This is a genomic window from Taibaiella sp. KBW10, assembly GCF_003852495.1.
GTDB lineage: Bacteria > Bacteroidota > Bacteroidia > Chitinophagales > Chitinophagaceae > Edaphocola.
In genome coordinates, this window is sequence record NZ_QAJI01000005.1 from 192945 (window position 1) to 209467 (window position 16523).

The 16523-nt window shown below is 41.7% G+C and carries 16 protein-coding genes; 6 read left to right on the forward strand and 10 right to left on the reverse strand.

The window, feature by feature from the left end; translation table 11 throughout:
• Positions 1–83 precede the first annotated feature (83 nt).
• The 5 genes from ung to DBR32_RS11330 form a co-directional block, all read right to left on the reverse strand.
• Positions 84–758 (reverse strand): uracil-DNA glycosylase, encoded by a 675-nt coding sequence (ung, locus tag DBR32_RS11310; RefSeq protein ID WP_124636446.1) that lies wholly within the window; start codon positions 756–758, stop codon positions 84–86.
• A 14-nt stretch (positions 759–772) separates the two neighbouring features.
• The gene (gene recJ / locus DBR32_RS11315; protein ID WP_124636447.1) at positions 773–2500 is read right to left on the reverse strand and encodes a single-stranded-DNA-specific exonuclease RecJ; all 1728 of its coding nucleotides are present in this window, start codon (positions 2498–2500) and stop codon (positions 773–775) included.
• 55 nt (positions 2501–2555) lie between these two features.
• Positions 2556–3440 (reverse strand): hypothetical protein, encoded by an 885-nt coding sequence (locus tag DBR32_RS11320; protein ID WP_124636448.1) that lies wholly within the window; start codon positions 3438–3440, stop codon positions 2556–2558.
• A 68-nt stretch (positions 3441–3508) separates the two neighbouring features.
• Positions 3509–4273: a nucleoside triphosphate pyrophosphohydrolase gene (gene mazG, locus DBR32_RS11325; RefSeq protein ID WP_124636449.1), complete on the reverse strand. Its 765-nt coding sequence runs from the start codon at positions 4271–4273 to the stop codon at positions 3509–3511.
• 8 nt (positions 4274–4281) lie between these two features.
• Positions 4282–4734 (reverse strand): hypothetical protein, encoded by a 453-nt coding sequence (locus tag DBR32_RS11330; RefSeq protein ID WP_124636450.1) that lies wholly within the window; start codon positions 4732–4734, stop codon positions 4282–4284.
• Between the two features lie 86 nt (positions 4735–4820).
• On the opposite strand from DBR32_RS11330, the gene arfB reads away from it, so the two are divergent.
• Positions 4821–5216 carry an alternative ribosome rescue aminoacyl-tRNA hydrolase ArfB gene (gene arfB / locus DBR32_RS11335; protein WP_124636451.1) on the forward strand — a complete coding sequence of 132 codons (396 nt, stop codon included), beginning with the start codon at positions 4821–4823 and terminating at the stop codon, positions 5214–5216.
• 62 nt (positions 5217–5278) lie between these two features.
• Here the strand turns inward: arfB and rocD are convergent, their stop codons facing one another.
• Positions 5279–6502, reverse strand: a complete 1224-nt coding sequence (gene rocD / locus DBR32_RS11340; protein ID WP_124636852.1) for an ornithine--oxo-acid transaminase — start codon at positions 6500–6502, stop codon at positions 5279–5281.
• Between the two features lie 126 nt (positions 6503–6628).
• On the opposite strand from rocD, the gene DBR32_RS11345 reads away from it, so the two are divergent.
• From DBR32_RS11345 to DBR32_RS11360, 4 genes are all read left to right on the forward strand, one after another.
• Positions 6629–7402 carry an enoyl-CoA hydratase/isomerase family protein gene (locus DBR32_RS11345; RefSeq protein ID WP_199724466.1) on the forward strand — a complete coding sequence of 258 codons (774 nt, stop codon included), beginning with the start codon at positions 6629–6631 and terminating at the stop codon, positions 7400–7402.
• Between the two features lie 139 nt (positions 7403–7541).
• Positions 7542–8093, forward strand: coding sequence for a translation initiation factor IF-3 (infC, locus tag DBR32_RS11350; protein WP_124636452.1), 552 nt, complete (start codon positions 7542–7544; stop codon positions 8091–8093).
• A 124-nt stretch (positions 8094–8217) separates the two neighbouring features.
• Complete coding sequence (locus DBR32_RS11355) at positions 8218–10560, forward strand: RND family transporter (RefSeq protein WP_124636453.1); 2343 nt, start codon at positions 8218–8220, stop codon at positions 10558–10560.
• 335 nt (positions 10561–10895) lie between these two features.
• Positions 10896–11264, forward strand: coding sequence for a hypothetical protein (locus tag DBR32_RS11360; protein ID WP_124636454.1), 369 nt, complete (start codon positions 10896–10898; stop codon positions 11262–11264).
• Positions 11265–11354: 90 nt separating this feature from the next.
• Here DBR32_RS11360 and DBR32_RS11365 read toward each other — a convergent pair whose 3' ends face one another.
• From DBR32_RS11365 to DBR32_RS11380, 4 genes are all read right to left on the reverse strand, one after another.
• Positions 11355–12119, reverse strand: a complete 765-nt coding sequence (locus DBR32_RS11365) for an exodeoxyribonuclease III (RefSeq protein WP_124636455.1) — start codon at positions 12117–12119, stop codon at positions 11355–11357.
• A 7-nt stretch (positions 12120–12126) separates the two neighbouring features.
• Positions 12127–12855 carry a 2-phosphosulfolactate phosphatase gene (locus DBR32_RS11370; RefSeq protein ID WP_124636456.1) on the reverse strand — a complete coding sequence of 243 codons (729 nt, stop codon included), beginning with the start codon at positions 12853–12855 and terminating at the stop codon, positions 12127–12129.
• A gap of 27 nt (positions 12856–12882) precedes the next feature.
• Positions 12883–14052 (reverse strand): T9SS type A sorting domain-containing protein, encoded by a 1170-nt coding sequence (locus DBR32_RS11375; RefSeq protein WP_158605969.1) that lies wholly within the window; start codon positions 14050–14052, stop codon positions 12883–12885.
• A 125-nt stretch (positions 14053–14177) separates the two neighbouring features.
• Entirely contained in the window at positions 14178–15188 is a 1011-nt protein-coding gene (locus DBR32_RS11380; protein WP_124636458.1) for an NAD(P)/FAD-dependent oxidoreductase, read from the reverse strand.
• A 275-nt stretch (positions 15189–15463) separates the two neighbouring features.
• Between DBR32_RS11380 and DBR32_RS11385 the strand changes: the two genes are divergently transcribed.
• Positions 15464–16486 carry a rod shape-determining protein gene (locus tag DBR32_RS11385; protein ID WP_124636459.1) on the forward strand — a complete coding sequence of 341 codons (1023 nt, stop codon included), beginning with the start codon at positions 15464–15466 and terminating at the stop codon, positions 16484–16486.
• Positions 16487–16523 lie beyond the last annotated feature (37 nt).

The following is a 16523-nucleotide window of genomic DNA, read 5'->3' on the forward strand; positions in this document are numbered from 1 at the left end:
ACAAAGGAGGCNNGCCTCCTTTGTGATTATGTAAATATATTGCTAAGCATTATTCGATTCTTTTCGCTTAGAAAAGGTTTATGCTACACCTGCCATTCAATAGGTGCCAAATGATGTTCTGCTAAATACGTATTGGTCTTGCTAAATGGCCGGCTGCCAAAGAAGCCATTATAGGCCGAAAGCGGTGAAGGATGTGCCGATTCAAGAATAAGATGTTTCGTACCATCGATCAGACTTTTCTTCGACTGGGCATTTCTACCCCAAAGAATAAAGACAACATGTTCTTTTTCCTCCGATACTTTCTGGATAACCGCGTTGGTAAAGGTTTCCCAGCCAATTTTCCCATGAGAGTTGGCCAGGCCTGCCTGTACGGTCAGGCTGGTATTGAGCATCAAGACCCCTTGCTTGGCCCAGGATTCTAAGAAACCATGATCAGGGATGACGAAACCGGGAATATCTGTTTGTAATTCTTTATAAATGTTCTGAAGCGAGGGTGGGGACTTTACGCCTTTGAGTACCGAAAAGCAAAGCCCATGTGCCTGACCGAATCCATGGTAAGGATCCTGACCTAGTAAGACAATCTTTACCTGATCAAAAGGACATAATTCAAATGCCCGGAAGATATCCGCACCGGAAGGGAATAAGGTAATCCCCTGTTGGCGGTCATGCTTTACCCTTTCCACGACTTGCTTAAAATAAGGTTTCTCAAATTCTTCTTTTAAAACCTGCTTCCAGCTTTGTTCAATCTGAACTTCCATATAGTATTGCTTTTTTAGGCAGATGCTCTGATGTCTAAAATTTTTAGTTGCAGCGACGTTTCATTATTCCACTCGTTTTCCTCAACGGTATAAACAATATCAAAAAGATCATTCTGAGTGATCAGGTCAAATTTATACGCCAGGTTAAACCCGATGCCGCTAATAGGTGCACTTCCCTGCTGGCAAAGCGTAAATTTGATATGCTGATCTTTGACCACACGACAGGATTGACGATAATTTTTAACACCACGGGAGCAGAAAACCGGTCGCATATTATCGGGGCCAAAGGGTTCGAATTGTTGCAGAATATTGTAAAATTTATAATTAATACAGGAAAGATCTATTTCGGTATCTACAATAATTTCAGGGCTTTGTGAATCGGTGGAAATGGTGTTTTTAACCACATCCTCAAAGCGTTGCCGGAAGGGTTCAAAATTTTCTTTTGCCATCGTAAGGCCTGCTGCAAAATAGTGCCCTCCGAAATTCTCCAAAAGATCACTACAGGAAGCAATGGCATCGTGAATATTAAAACCGGTTACAGAACGGGCCGAGCCGGTGATCTTATTATTTGATTCGGTCAGCACAATGGTCGGTTTATAATAATGATCCACCAGGCGGGAAGCCACAATGCCCACAACACCTTTATGCCAGTGCGGGCGGAATAATACGGTGCTGAAATAGTTTTTATACGCCCCGTCTTCTTCGAGGATCATCAGCGCCTCATCGGAAATACTTTTATCCACCACTCTTCGGTCGCTATTGTCTTCGTGTAACTGTGCTGCCATTTTCTGTGCCTGCACATGATCTCTTTCTATAAATAAAGCCACCGCTTTATTACCATCGTCCATCCGGCCGGCCGCATTAATCCTCGGCGCAATTACAAACACAAGATCAGATACTTTTAGTACTTTTTTGGTATCCACCAATTCCCGGATCACCTGAATCGCCAAACAAGGATTCTCATTTACCTTCTGTACGCCAAAATAAGCCAGAATCCGGTTCTCTCCATATATAGGTACAATATCCGCGGCTATAGAAGTGGCCACCAGATCGAGATAGTTATAAACTAGAGCGGTATCAAGGTTCCAGTGTTCTGCCAATCCGGAAATAAGCTTAAAGCCAATCCCACAGCCACTCAGTTCTTTAAACGGATAAGGACAGTCTTCTTGTTTGGGATTGAGTATAGCCAATGCCTCCGGCAAATTGCCCGTTTCCGGAAGGTGGTGATCACACACAATTACGGTTATACCATTCGCTTTGGCATAGGCAATTTTCTCGACCGATTTAATGCCACAGTCCAGTGTAATAATAAGTTCAATATGCTGTGCGATACAATGATCGATTGCTTTGATTGAAAGGCCATAGCCTTCATTATACCGGTGTGGGATATAATAACATAATTGGTTTTCGGATACTTTGGGCGCATGGTGGTTCAAAAAATCATAAACAACGGCTACGGCTGTTGTACCATCCACATCATAATCGCCAAACACCATTATTTTAGTATCCTTTTGCAATACTTCATCGATATATGAAACGGCTTCCCGCATGCCCTTCATTAAAAAAGGGTCATGCAGTTGGGTTAGTTCCGGCCTGAAAAAAGCCTTGGCAGAATTATAATCCTTTATGCCCCTCTGTTCTAAAAGACTGCATAAAGAAGCACTGATATTTAAATCTTTTTGAATTTGGGCTATAACCGGTTCGTTCCTGGGCTTAAAGGTCCATCTTTTTTCTAATCGCATCGTGTTGGGGTTTAGGGTGGTAATCGTATCAGAAAACTAGCTTGGCCAGCGATACCTATTGATTGGGTATCACTCCGTTTACCGGAGCCTGACCATTCTTTAATTTCATAATCGGAACAACATCCTCTACCGTTTGCCATTGAAAATTAACCCACCTTAAGCCATCGACCTGGCCGGAAGGAACCAGCGTATTTCTTCTTTGCGGTTGATTGACTTCAGAGATCAGGCGATCATAGATAATCATATTTTTTGCGGAATCAAGATTCAGGGAAACCTGCGATCCTTTTTGATATTCCAGCATAAAACGCTGTGCCTGTCTGTTGTTAGTGTTAAAGTAATTGCCACCAAAAGTGACTTGATTACCACTAAAGCCCAACAAATCCATCGTTTTTACACTATATCCATTTCCATTATGGTTAGACCCGAAGACAAAATAAAGTGGTTGCCCGTTAGCACCCTTTTGGGTAAGGATGCGATAGTATTCGCAGCCAAACCAATTCTTGTTCGACAGAGGTTTGTATAGGAGATTGTCTTCCATTTTTTCGGACATATCCAGCAAAGGAAATACCGGCCCTTCGGACTTTTGCACGGCTCCATAATATCGGAAGCCTGCAATTTTATACTCAACAGTCCAGTTAAAGATGCGAAAACTTTTATCTTCCGGGTAAAGAATATGAATCTTCTTCCCTAAACGCTCAAAGGGGTAAGAAAAGGAGTTTTCTCTTTTGAGTAATGCGCTCAGCTGCTTCACAAATTTATGACAGTAGTCAATCCGCTCTTCATACATATAAGCTCTATACATAGAATCGGCTGAAATAATCAGGGAATCTTCTGTTTTTTGAAATTGCTGCAGCTCACTGCCAGACAATTTCTGTGCGGCAGCCTGTTGGGGTGCCCAAAGGGCAAAACAACATACTAATAAGTTCAATATCTTTTTCATTGCTATTTCTTTCAATTGCGGGGGTAACAATAGGGCATTAAGGTAGGCTAAAATACGTAATTTTTAGCTTATTCCGATTTTTTCACTTCATTCCAAAGCGCGTCCATTTCCAGCAAACTGAGCTCCGTGAAGTTTAAATCCCTTTGAGCCGCAAGATTTTCCATCTGTTCAAACCGGTATTTAAATTTCTTATTCGTTTTTTCCAGCGCGTTTTCAGCATCCACTTTTAAGAAACGTGCATAGTTCACCAATGAGAAAAGAACATCTCCAAACTCTTCTTCAACATGCTGCTGATGCCCGCTGTCAATAGCCTCCTGCAATTCGTTCATTTCTTCCCTTACCTTTTCCAGCACTTCCGCAGCCGTATCCCATTCAAAACCCACTTGTTTCGCCTTATCCTGAAGCCGGGTTGCCTTAACGACTGCCGGTAAAGACTGAGGCACCCCTCCCAAAACAGATTTTTTGCCCTCTTTCAATTTTAGCTTTTCCCAATTCTTTTTCACGTCTTCTTCTCCTTCTACAAGGGTATTGGAATAGATATGCGGATGGCGGAAGACCAGTTTATTAGCGACCCCTTCAATAACGTCGTCTAAGGTAAATTGATTTTGCTCGGCGCCTATTTTACTGTAAAAGACGATATGTAACAACAAGTCTCCCAGTTCTTCTCTAATACCTTTCCAGTCTTCTTCCGTAATCGCATCCGTCAATTCGTACAGTTCTTCTATGGTTTGTGTACGCAAGGAATGAATGGTTTGTTTCTTATCCCAGGGGCATTGCTCCCTAAGATCGTTCATAATATTGACCAGGCGTTGCAGGGAATTATGATAATTCATGGTTTCGTTTAATTTTTATAATGCAAAATATACTGGTCTTTAAAAGCGCCGTTATATACCGTTTTTGCGTCGCTTAATTTACGCACGCTGTTAGACTGATATCTATAGTATTCGGTTTTTATCCCATTAGGGTTGCTTACTGTAATCAAACATTGATCATCTATCGTCCAGGTACCGGCCACAGTCATTTGCGTCGTGCTGCTCCTTTGCACTTTAACCACCGTTTTGTTCTCATAAAATTGTATCGTAGTCATCGGCGCCCCATGCTCGCCACAGTCATTGCCAAAGCAAGGAAGTTTTCCTTCAAAAACTGCGGCTTTAAAGCCACAGGCAAAAACCTGAGGTGCCGGTGGAACCGTCGGTTCAGGCAATTGATGCGGATGCACTACCCGCTTGCTGGTCTTACATGCGGCAAAAGCAAGAATGCCGCCCAGGAGTGTATAACAAAGTATATTTTTCAAGCAGATCATTTCAAACAAAAGTACAATTTATTATCCTCTATCTTTATACCCGCCCTATAAACAGATTAAATCTTATTTTTGCATTCATGATTGATTTCAGTTCAGAAATAAAATACAAAACAGCACGCAGCGGTGGCAAGGGTGGCCAGAATGTAAACAAAGTCGAAACCATGGTGGAGGCCCGGTGGAATATTATTGACAGCCGCTTGTTTCCCGATGAGGCTAAGGCTAAGCTTTTTGAATCTTTAGCCAATCATATCAATGGAGAAGGCATTTTGGTTGTAAAATCTTCCGAAAGCCGCTCACAGCTAGAAAATAAAGAAATTGTCACCAAGAAAATATTACAGATCGTACATAAATGTTTGGTTCCAAAGAAAAAACGCGTAGCAACCAAGCCTTCAAAAGCCACGGTAGAAAAACGACTGGACCATAAAAAGCAACAAGCAGAACGGAAGCAAAGCCGAAAAAAAGACTGGGAATAAAAATAGCGAAAGGGTATTGCAATGCAATACCCTTTCGCTATTTCTTTATATAAACACTAGTTTTATAACTGCTCTAATGATTTTTTGATTATTTGGATACACTCCTCAATTTGCGCCTGGGTAATCACCAATGGTGGCGCAAAACGAATTTTATCTCCATGTGTCGGTTTGGCCAGCAACCCGTTTTCTTTTAAGAGTAAGCATAGGTTCCAGGCTGCATCAGGATCATCATGTTTGATGATGATGGCATTTAATAAGCCTTTCCCCCTTACCAAAGCAATGTTCGGATGATTCAGGTTCCGGATGCCTTCACGGAAAAGGTTACCCAATTGTTCCGCATTTTCTGCTAAGTTTTCCTGCTTCAATACTTCCAGAGCAGCAATCGCCACTTTACAGGCCAAAGGATTACCGCCATAAGTTGACCCATGTTCTCCCGGCTTGATATTGAGCATAATCTCATCATCTGCCAACACCGCAGAAATAGGTAAGGTTCCTCCCGAAAGTGCTTTTCCTAAAATCAGGATATCAGGACGTACATTTTCATGATCACAGGCCAGCATTTTGCCCGTACGGGCTAAACCGGTTTGTATCTCATCTCCGATGAACAGTACATTTGCTGCTTTACAAAGCTCGTATGCTTTGGACAGATATCCTTCGTCCGGTACATACACACCCGCTTCACCCTGAATAGGCTCTACCAGGAATGCAGCAACGTTTTTATTCTGTAAGGCTTTTTCCAAAGCCGGAAGATCATTATAAGAAACCACATCATAACCCGGCATAAACGGACCAAATCCAGCTTTTGCACTAGGGTCTGTGCTGAAGGAAATAACGTTTAAAGTTCTGCCATGGAAGTTATCTTTTGCGGTGATCACGAGCGCTTCATCCTGAGGCACGCCTTTTTTCACATAAGCCCAACGCCTGGCCAGCTTGATGGCTGTTTCCACCGCTTCTACACCGCTGTTCATCGGCAATACTTTTTCGTAACCGAACAGCTTAGTAATGTATTCAGAATATTCGCCCAAAAGATCACTGTGAAAAGCACGTGAAGTCAGGGTTAATACCTGTGCCTGATCACATAAGGCTTTTACAATTGCCGGATGGCAGTGGCCTTGGTTTACGGCAGAATAACCGCTCAAAAAATCATAATATTTTTTACCGTCTACATCCCATACATATACGCCTTCTCCTTTGTTCAGTACAACGGGTAAGGGATGGTAATTATGTGCACCATACTGTTCTTCTTTCTCTATATACGCGCGCGTTTGTTCGCTCAAATTGCTCATATGTTCCATAATACTGCGAAAGTAGATAATTTAATTCGTAGCAAAAAATGTAGGAACGATGACAATATTTTGGTTTTATAATGCAGTCTAATGTATATCTTTGCTTCAGCAAGCATTTAAAAAACTATGATTGAAAATAAAGACGGATATGTATCGTATGCTATTACAGACAACGGTATTGCCACTATAACATTTCAACATCCGATGAGCAACAGCCTGCCGGGTGCTATTTTACGTAAACTGGCGCAGACCGTTACCGATTTGGGTAATGATGATGCCGTAAAAGTGATTATTTTAACCAGTGCCGGCGAAAAAGCATTTTGTGCAGGGGCTTCTTTTGATGAATTGATCTCGATTACGAATAAGGAAGATGGCCATACCTTTTTTAGCGGTTTTGCCATGGTGATTAATGCAATGCGTAAATGTCCTAAATTTGTAATTGCCCGTATCCAGGGTAAAGCAGTTGGTGGTGGTGTAGGCCTGGCCTCCGCAGCCGACTATGCGATTGCACTAAGGGGTTCAGCGGTAAAATTAAGTGAACTGGCTGTGGGTATCGGACCATTCGTTGTAGGGCCGGCCGTAGAACGAAAAATCGGTTTGGCGGCTTTTTCAGAATTATCGATTGATGCGGCTAACTGGAGAACCTGCGCCTGGGCTCAGGAAAAAGGTTTATACGCTTCGGTACATGATACCATTGCTGAAGTAGATGAAGCGGTGCTTAGCTTGGCAACAACTTTGTCCAAATCAAGCCCCGAAGCCATGAAAGACCTTAAAGAGGTATTATGGCAGGGTACAGAACACTGGGATGAATTGCTGGCGAGCAGGGCGGGCATCAGTGGGCGCCTGGTTTTAAGCGATTTTGCCGTGAATGCGATCAGTACGTTTAAAGCCAAGGCTTAAGGCAATAATTAATGAAACAAACGATCGATGCAACACTATTATTTTGTGATATATTAAAATAAACTAAAAATAATACCGCATATATCTTTTTTTCAATATCTTTGTACATCAAACACATAATTTATACTAATTTCAATTAATGCAGAAAAGAGGGAAACCCCAAATTCCAAATAGATTCAAGGAACCGGAGCACAAGATCAACAACCTAATCAGAGCGACCCAGGTACGCGTAGTAGGTGAGAATATAGATGGCGGCGTAATGTCGATAGAAGATGCGAGAAAGTTAGCAGCAGAATTAGAGGTAGACTTAGTAGAAATATCTCCGAATGCGGATCCTCCCGTTTGCAGATTAGTTGATTATAATAAATTTCTTTACGAAAAGAAAAAGAAAGAAAAAGAACAAAAAGCGAAAGCAAAACAGTCTGAAGTAAAGGAGATTAGATTTACTCCGAATACGGATGACCATGATTTTGAGTTTAAATCAAAACATGCTCAAAAGTTTTTGCAGGATGGTGATAAAGTAAAATGTTTTGTTCAGTTTAAAGGTAGATCTATTTTGTTCCAGGATAGAGGCCAGTTATTACTGCTTAAATTTGCAGAAAAATTAGCCGAGTATGGTTCTTTAGAGTCGATGCCAAAAATGGAAGGCCGCAGAATGCTGGCAATGTTTACGCCTAAAAAGAAAAAATAGGCGACCAACAACTTCCTCCCAACTGTAAAAAGTTGGTATTAATTTGTTTTCATGGTGATAGGGTTTATAGGGCTGGCTCGTTCTCGAGCTAGCCTCTTTTTTTTAATAAAAACAGGTCAATAATATGTGGCAAAAAATTGCGGACTTTGTACTGCGCTTTAGGGTATTATTAATTATCGTTATCCTTGCGATAACGGGTGTAATGGGCTATTATACCACAAAGGTTCGTATGAGTTACGACTCTACCGGAGCCATTCCGACAACGAATCCGAAATATAAAGTTTACAGAGATTTTCAGAATAAGTTTGGCAACAACGGAAATTCCATTGTTCTGGGGGTTAAAACAGATAAACTGTTTGAACCGGCGATGTTTAAAGCCTACCTCGATCTGGTAGATCAAATTAAGAAAGTACCTTCTGTAGAAGGCGTTTTATCTATCGCAGATGCCGTCTCCCTTGGAAAGGATAGTAGTGGAAAACTCACCGGTACCCCTATTTTCAACAAACAACAGTTACAAAACCTGGACAGCAGTAAAACGGTATTCCAAAGCTTACCGATTTATAATGGCCTTTTATACAATAAGGATAGCAATGCCTACCTTATGATGGTAACGATCAATAAAGAAGATTTGGGTACCAAAGAACGGGTACGCATCATCAACGATATTGTATCCGTTGGCGATGATTTCCAACTAAAACAAAAAACGGATGTGCATTATAGTGGCCTGCCTTTCATCCGTACGCAAATGGCCGAAAAGATCAAAAAAGAACTGAACCTGTTCCTGGCTCTGTCTCTTGGCCTGACGGCACTCATTCTGCTCATCATCTTCCGCTCCTTTACTGCAATGCTGGTCTCTATGCTGATCGTTTCGATTGGTGTAATCTGGTCTTTCGGTGCCTTAGCCATATTCGGGTATAAAATTTCTATTCTTACCGGTGTAATCCCTCCTCTTGTTGTGGTGATTGGTATTCCGAACTGTATCTATTTCCTGAATAAATACCATACTGAATACAACCTCACGGGCGATAAAATGACCGCGCTGCGCAATATGGTGGGCAAAATGGGTATTGTTACGCTATTTACCAATCTTACAGCGGCTATCGGCTTTGGTGTATTTTCCTTTACAGATAGCGTAGTACTAAAAGAATTCGGACTGGTAGCAGGCTTAAACATCATGGCACTGTTCTTTGTATCCCTGATCCTGATCCCTGCTGTATTCAGTTTCTTACCTGCGCCGCATACCAACCAGACAAAATACACGGAAAGCAAAGTAATGAATGGTTTGCTGAACAAAATCACCACATGGGTATTTGACCACAAGAAAACGATTTTTGCCGGAACCCTGGTGCTTTGTGCTGCCGGCCTTTTCGGAATATTCCGCTTGAAATCTGTAGGCCATATGGTGGATGATCTTCCTTCTAAAGATGTAATCCTGACGGATCTTAAGTTTTTTGAACATAATTTCAAAGGGATTATGCCTTTGGATATAAGTATAGATACAAAGAAGAAATATGGCGCACTGACTTCCCTGGAAACCTGGGAGAAAGTAGATGCCTTAACAAACTTCCTGGAGGCGCAGCCGGAAATCGGCGGGGGCATCACCTTAATCAAAGGGGTGAAGTTTGTGAAACAGGGCTTTTCCGGTGGGGGAGCAGAAAATTATGCTTTACCGAGTGCTACTGAATTCAGTGGTATTCGCCCACAGTTGCTCAGCACTTTTAATAAACAAAAACATCCTCAGTCCGATACCGCTAAAAGTGGGGATCAATTGAACAAAATGCTGTACTCTTTTGTGGACAGTAATGCCCAAACAATCCGGGTAAGTGTGAATGTAGCCGATATAGGTTCTGTAGAGATGCCTAAACTTATCGATACAAGGATCAAACCACTTATCGATAGTCTTTTTGAAAAAGATAAATATGATGTGCACATCACAGGCGCCAGTATTATCTATTTAGAGGGCAGTAATTTCATCATCAATAGTTTAAAGGAAAGCCTTTTATGGGCTTTTGCCATGATCCTGGTGTGTATCATCATCCTGTTCCGATCGGGCAAGATCGTCTTCATGGCTTTGCTTACCAATATTGTACCTTTAATGATTACTGCAGGGGTGATGGGTTGGCTGAACATTCCGCTAAAACCTTCTACCGTACTGGTATTCAGTGTCGCTTTAGGAATTACCGTAGATGTGACCATACGATTTTTGGTTAACTATAAACAAGAATTACCGAAGCATAATTCGGTAGCGGATACCGTACGCTATACCATAAAGGATACCGGTTTGAGCATCATTTTCACCAGTATTATTTTGGTGGTTGGCTTTGGTGTATTTGCCGTATCAGAATTTGGTGGTACTCAGGCGCTCGGATACCTGACCTCTTTAACCTTATTCCTGGCGATGGTCTTTAACCTGACTTTATTACCCGCCTTGCTATTGGTCATGGACAGGAAGAAAACGAAAAAATAAGTATAACTGATAAAGACAAAACGCCAAAGGCCTTGATACTTCATGAAGTATCAAGGCCTTTGGCGTTTGAGTTCCCTTAAGTTTCTCTTATACCATTATGTGAAAAAAGCTTAAGGGCTCGCCTGTATCCATTATAGGCTTACTTATGGCCCGCAAAAAGGTGAAATCATGCCCCATTTTATTTTACAAATCACCCTTATAGTTGTGTCGTTTACAAAGTTTGCAAAAAGATATTTTATTTATTCCTAATTAATAAAATATTCATTTACTGGCAATTTTGTGAAATATTATATATATTTACGATAGTTTTAACCAATTAAAAACAAATTTGTATTATGAAAAAAATCATGCTTTCTACCCTTGCAGTACTCGGATTTATGCTGACGGCTAATGCCAACACCTTAACCGTGTACAATTACACCCCTTGTTTCTATGGAATAAGCACACAAGGCGGCTATCTTTTTATTAATCCCGGAGCAACCAACGTTGTCTTTACCAGTGCTGCAAGTAATCCTTATACCTCAGCAAAGGTAATGGATGGTGCTACTTCTCCTTCAGGCCCATGGGCGGGACAACAAGTTAATGTTGGACCGGGTGCCTCATCCGGCACAAGCGCCGCAGGCGTTGCTTGTAATAGTGGTAATCCATTTACTGTATTTTGGTCTCCAAATGGCCTGGGTAATATAACCATGATGATAAACTAATATCCTATTAAGGAGTTTATTTATCTCAACATAACAAATGGGGGCTGCTTTTTGAAAGCAGCCCCCATTGTATAATATATTTATTAAAAATTATAGTTCAATTTCCGCAACCACCGGACAGTGATCGCTGTGATTCGCTTCCGGTAAAATGGTCGCACTTTTAACCTTCGATTGTAGGTCTGCCGTTACACTGATATAATCGATACGCCAGCCTTTATTATTGGCTCTTGCATTGGCTCTGTAACTCCACCAGCTGTAGTGATGCGGATCTTGGTTATATATCCTGAAGGTATCGATCAGGCCATTATCAAACCACTTATCCATCCAGGCACGCTCTTCGGGTAGAAAGCCGGAACTATTTTTATTACTCACCGGATTGTGGATATCAATCGGTTTATGGCAGATATTATAGTCGCCGCAAACGATAACGGAATGACCTACTTTTTTCAGTGCTTCAATATAGTCAAAGAACTCGGCCAACCATTGATATTTATACGTTTGGCGCTCGTCTCCGGAAGTGCCGGAGGGAAAATAAGCGGAAATAACCTTCGTATTACCAAAGGTCAGGGTCAGCGCCCTGCCTTCAAAGTCACTTTGCTCAAAGCCGCTGCCGTACGTAACGGCATCAGGTTTTCTTTTGGAAAATATAGCGACACCACTATATCCCTTTTTCTGTGCAGGGTACCAAAAGGTTTCGTAGCCCAGGTCTTCAAATTGCTTAAAGTCAACATTTTCTTTATGCGCCTTTATTTCCTGAAAACAGATCACATCGGGGTTTTCTTCCTGAAGCCAGGTGACTAAACCCTTATTCATGGCGCTTCTTAAGCCATTTACATTATAGGATATAATTTTCATTGTATTTCTATTTTTCTAAAACCAAAACATTTTCTTTTAATACCGGCACTACAGGATGCAAGTCTACCATAGTACAATATTCCAGGTCCTTAATCAGACCGTACTTCGACAAGCGGTCATAATGAGACCCTACTTGCAGATAAGATAAAAGACTTGGTTTTGTCAAGGCATCGTCATACATAGACAAGGCAATATGAGCACTGTCACAATTGATCTCAAAGTGCGCACCGATTTTTTTAACGACTGCTCCGGCAAATAAGTTGTCTTCCATATTCGGGCGGTCTTTCCAGGACGCGCAACCCAACAATACATCTTTACCCTGTGCCAGCAAATAGTCACAAACCGCTGTAAGATTAAGAAAAGAACCAATAATGATGGTATCCGCATCTTTTACCTGATGTAATAAGCGCGTACCATTTGTGGTGGTCAGGTTCAGGGTTTTTCCGGATATAAATGTTGCGGGATATTCTAAAGGAGAGTTCCCGTATGCTAAACCCGGAGCCACCTGCCCGTTACGCTCACCGGCGGTAATACTATTGGGAACAGATTGACCCAATGCAATACACTCTTCTACCGATGCCACAGGGATTATTTTTTCCGCACCGTTGGCCAAGGCAGTTGTAATGGTTGATGTTGCTCTGAAAATGTCGATGATTACGACTACTCTTCCTTTGGTCTCGTAAAGGTGTAATAAAGCCGGCGAAAAGCAGACCTCTAAGCTTCTTTTTGTTGTCATGTACTATAAATACTAGCTATTAAATCACTATTGTTTTACAAATTTTGATACGGCATTCAGGCCATTTTTATCAAATATCTTCAGGATAAAAACACCTTTAGGAAGTGCCGAAATAGAAATATCCCTGCGGAAGGTTTGCTCCTTAATGATACGACCGGTAAGGTCTGTAATCATATACCGGGTATGATCCTTTCCCTCTACTTCTATGTGGATATTTTCCGTTGCAGGATTGGGAAACAATTTAATATTACGATAAGCAGTTAATCCTTCATTCAAGCTTACAGGGCTGGCGCCTTGTTTGTTAAAGAATTTCCAGGTTTCATTAGCCAGGTCAAAGCTATTGTTTGTAGTATTGTAATTATACCAGGTATGGGTGCCGTTATGTATTTTGAATAGCTCAACTTTATCACTGCCGGCTGCCGTCTTGTAGGTATAATGTGTGATGTATTGTGCATTTGCGCTGCTCCCAATAGTTGCAGAATCTACCATAAGGGTATTGTTGCGTAACTGCCAGTAGCGCACCAGGCTGTCTACCGAAATGCCCGCTTGTGCGGTCAATCCTCCGGAAGTAAAGGCACCATTCCAGGAAACGGTGGCATCTGTCGTGCCATGAAAATGGGCAATGGGCAATGTTTTGGCATTGCTGCAAGTGGCTAAAGGGAGTGCTTTTGTTCCGGAATGGGAAGCTGCAGCACGAAATTTTTGCGGGCTCTCACAAGCCAGGCGCTGGGTCATAAAACCGCCATTAGAAAATCCGGTCACAAAAATCCGGCTTGCATCAATCGCATAATGTTGTTGTATGGTATCGATCAGGGCATTTAAAAACCCGACATCATTTACGGTAGGGTTTAGGGTAATATCACCTAAAGGTGTGTTCGTAAGTACAATACCGCTATTCCATGTGGGTCCGAGGCTTCCGGCCAAGGGAATACTGTAATCGAGCGCCTGTGGCGAGACCAACAGCAAATTGGCCGTATCGGCAATGGCTTTCCAGTTGGTTAAATCTACATCATTCATGGTACCACCCAAACCATGCAACATCAATACGACTTTCATATTTTGCTGACCGGCGCTTTGGTGGTATGTTTTGTATTGGCGTACTTTAGTTTCAAAAGTGAACTGGGTGGAAACCCATTGCTGTGCCTGGCTTAACACCGAGCAAAACAGCAGTGCTGTAAGTATACTTATCCTTTTCATTAGAAATATTTGGTTTGAAATGATGCTGTTATTTTCTAAAAATACGATATTCTGCGACAAAAAGCGCATAGGTCAAGAAAGGCTGCATAGTGCAGCCTTTCTGATATTCATCACAATTTTACAGATTAAAATTCATTTACCCCATTTACAGTCGTATACTTCATGGTATATTTTACACCCGGATTGATGTATTTGTACACACTATGGCTCATCAATGCCGCTTCATGGAAGCCGCAAAGAATCAATTTCAGTTTATTTGTGTAGGTATTGATATCGCCAATGGCCCAAATTCCTTCTACACCGGTGGAGTAGTCATCGGTATTCACCACAATAGCGCTCTTATCAATATTCAGGTTCCAGTTATCAATTGGGCCTAACTTAGGGCTCAATCCAAATAAAGGAATCAGATGGTCAGTATCAATGCTGGAGCTTTCTTTGGTCTTTGCATCTTCCATCGCAACACTTTCCAGTTTACCATTACCGGATACAGAGGTCAGGTTGGTATTTAAGATCAGGTTGATTTTTTTCTTTTCGGCCAGTTCCATTACTTTAGAAACAGAATCGGGTGCACCTCTGAAGCTTTCGCTACGGTGTACCAAAGTCAGTTCCGAAGCAATATCCGCCAAAAAGATCGTCCAGTCCAGGGCAGAGTCTCCACCGCCGGCCAATACTACTTTTTGTCCTCTGAATTTTTCCGGATCAAGGATCATATAGTTTACGCCCTTGCCATTCTCAAATTTTTCCAAATCGGCTACGGCGGGCTTCCGCGGTTCGAAACAACCCAATCCTCCGGCGATAACGATCGCCTTGGCTTCGATTTGCGTACCCAGGTTGGTCGTTAACAGAAAATCGGCAGGACCTCTTTGTTCTAATCCTTCTACTCTTTCTCCTAAGGTAAAGGTGGGATTAAAGGGTTTGGCCTGCTCCATCAGGTTATCAACCAGTTCCTGCGCCCCAACAGAAGGGAATCCGGGAATATCGTATATCGGTTTTTTAGGATATATTTCGGAGAGCTGCCCCCCCACTTGTGGTAAGTAATCGATTAAATGACAACGCATTTTTAGTAACCCTGCTTCAAAGATGGCGAATAACCCTACGGGCCCGGCACCTATGATTGCTATATCTGTCTGAATCATTAATGAAATTTGGGCGCAAAATTACAATATTATTCGGCATTATATAAAACCTAATATAATTTAAAACAAAAGATTTACATAAATTTTACACTATTTGCAAAAACAAATTGTTATTTATATATAAAAAAATTAGCTTTGCTTTTCTTTATCTTTCCATGTTGTAAATTGCACCAAAAAGATACTTTTCACTATAAACTAACCGTAATTTTTTCTCGTAAAATATTTTCAAGATACTTTGCCAGTAAGGGATTACTTGTAATGATATAAAATTTAAAATGGGTTTATTTAACTTTTTAACGCAAGAAATCGCAATAGATTTAGGTACTGCGAATACCTTAATTATTCACAACGACCAGGTGGTAGTAGACGAACCATCTATCGTAGCCAAAGAACGTAGTACAAACAAGATTGTCGCCGTGGGTAAGAAGGCCATGATGATGCACGAAAAGACCCATGAGGAGTTAAAAACCATTCGCCCGATGAAAGACGGTGTGATTGCCGATTTTGATGCTGCTGAAGGAATGTTGCGTGAGATGATCAAAATGGTCTATCCAAAGAAACCTTTGTTTCCACCAAGCTGGAGAATGGTGATTTGTATCCCATCCAGCATTACGGAAGTAGAAAAACGTGCGGTACGGGATAGTGCAGAACAAGCCGGTGCTAAAGAAGTATATATGATCCACGAGCCGATGGCAGCTGCCTTAGGTATCGGTATTGATGTGGAAGAGCCTACGGGTAATATGATCATTGATATCGGGGGAGGAACTACCGGTATTTCTGTGATTTCTCTTGCGGGTATCGTTTGCGACCAGAGTATCCGTATTGCCGGTGATGAGTTTACCGCTGATATTCTGGAAGCGATGCGTCGTTACCATAGCCTGAACATCGGGGAGCGTACTGCAGAACAAATTAAAATTCACGTGGGTTCTGCTTTGAAAGAATTAGATAACCCGCCGGATGATATCGCCGTTAATGGTCGTGATCTGGTAACGGGTATTCCGAAACAAATCCAGGTATCATACCAGGAAATTGCGGAAGCCCTGGATAAATCTATTTTCAAAATCGAAGAAGCAATCCTTAAAGCGCTGGAAAGTACTCCTCCGGAATTGGCATCGGATATTTACAGAAGAGGCCTTTACCTTACCGGTGGCGGTGCCTTGCTGAGAGGTCTGGACAAAAGGATTTCTAATAAAATCAAATTGCCGGTGCATGTAGCAGAAGATCCGCTTCGTGCAGTAGTTCGGGGTACCGGAATGGCTTTGAAAAACATCGATCGTTTCACCTTCCTGATGAAATAATCTTTTTATAAAGAAAATTTTTAATGGCTCAATTATC

Bases quoted from the DNA above. Each gene is read 5' to 3' on its own strand.
- ung (WP_124636446.1), bottom strand. From the start codon at position 758: ATGGAAGTTCAGATTGAACAAAGCTGGAAGCAGGTTTTAAAAGAAGAA.
- infC (WP_124636452.1), top strand. From the start codon at position 7,542: ATGCAGAAAAGAGGGAAACCCCAAATTCCAAATAGATTCAAGGAACCG.
- DBR32_RS11385 (WP_124636459.1), top strand. From the start codon at position 15,464: ATGGGTTTATTTAACTTTTTAACGCAAGAAATCGCAATAGATTTAGGT.
- arfB (WP_124636451.1), top strand. From the start codon at position 4,821: ATGATTGATTTCAGTTCAGAAATAAAATACAAAACAGCACGCAGCGGT.
- DBR32_RS11370 (WP_124636456.1), bottom strand. From the start codon at position 12,855: ATGACAACAAAAAGAAGCTTAGAGGTCTGCTTTTCGCCGGCTTTATTA.
- DBR32_RS11360 (WP_124636454.1), top strand. From the start codon at position 10,896: ATGAAAAAAATCATGCTTTCTACCCTTGCAGTACTCGGATTTATGCTG.
- DBR32_RS11380 (WP_124636458.1), bottom strand. From the start codon at position 15,188: ATGATTCAGACAGATATAGCAATCATAGGTGCCGGGCCCGTAGGGTTA.
- DBR32_RS11355 (WP_124636453.1), top strand. From the start codon at position 8,218: ATGTGGCAAAAAATTGCGGACTTTGTACTGCGCTTTAGGGTATTATTA.
- DBR32_RS11365 (WP_124636455.1), bottom strand. From the start codon at position 12,119: ATGAAAATTATATCCTATAATGTAAATGGCTTAAGAAGCGCCATGAAT.
- recJ (WP_124636447.1), bottom strand. From the start codon at position 2,500: ATGCGATTAGAAAAAAGATGGACCTTTAAGCCCAGGAACGAACCGGTT.
- DBR32_RS11320 (WP_124636448.1), bottom strand. From the start codon at position 3,440: ATGAAAAAGATATTGAACTTATTAGTATGTTGTTTTGCCCTTTGGGCA.
- DBR32_RS11375 (WP_158605969.1), bottom strand. From the start codon at position 14,052: ATGAAAAGGATAAGTATACTTACAGCACTGCTGTTTTGCTCGGTGTTA.
- rocD (WP_124636852.1), bottom strand. From the start codon at position 6,502: ATGAGCAATTTGAGCGAACAAACGCGCGCGTATATAGAGAAAGAAGAA.
- DBR32_RS11345 (WP_199724466.1), top strand. From the start codon at position 6,629: ATGATTGAAAATAAAGACGGATATGTATCGTATGCTATTACAGACAAC.
- mazG (WP_124636449.1), bottom strand. From the start codon at position 4,273: ATGAATTATCATAATTCCCTGCAACGCCTGGTCAATATTATGAACGAT.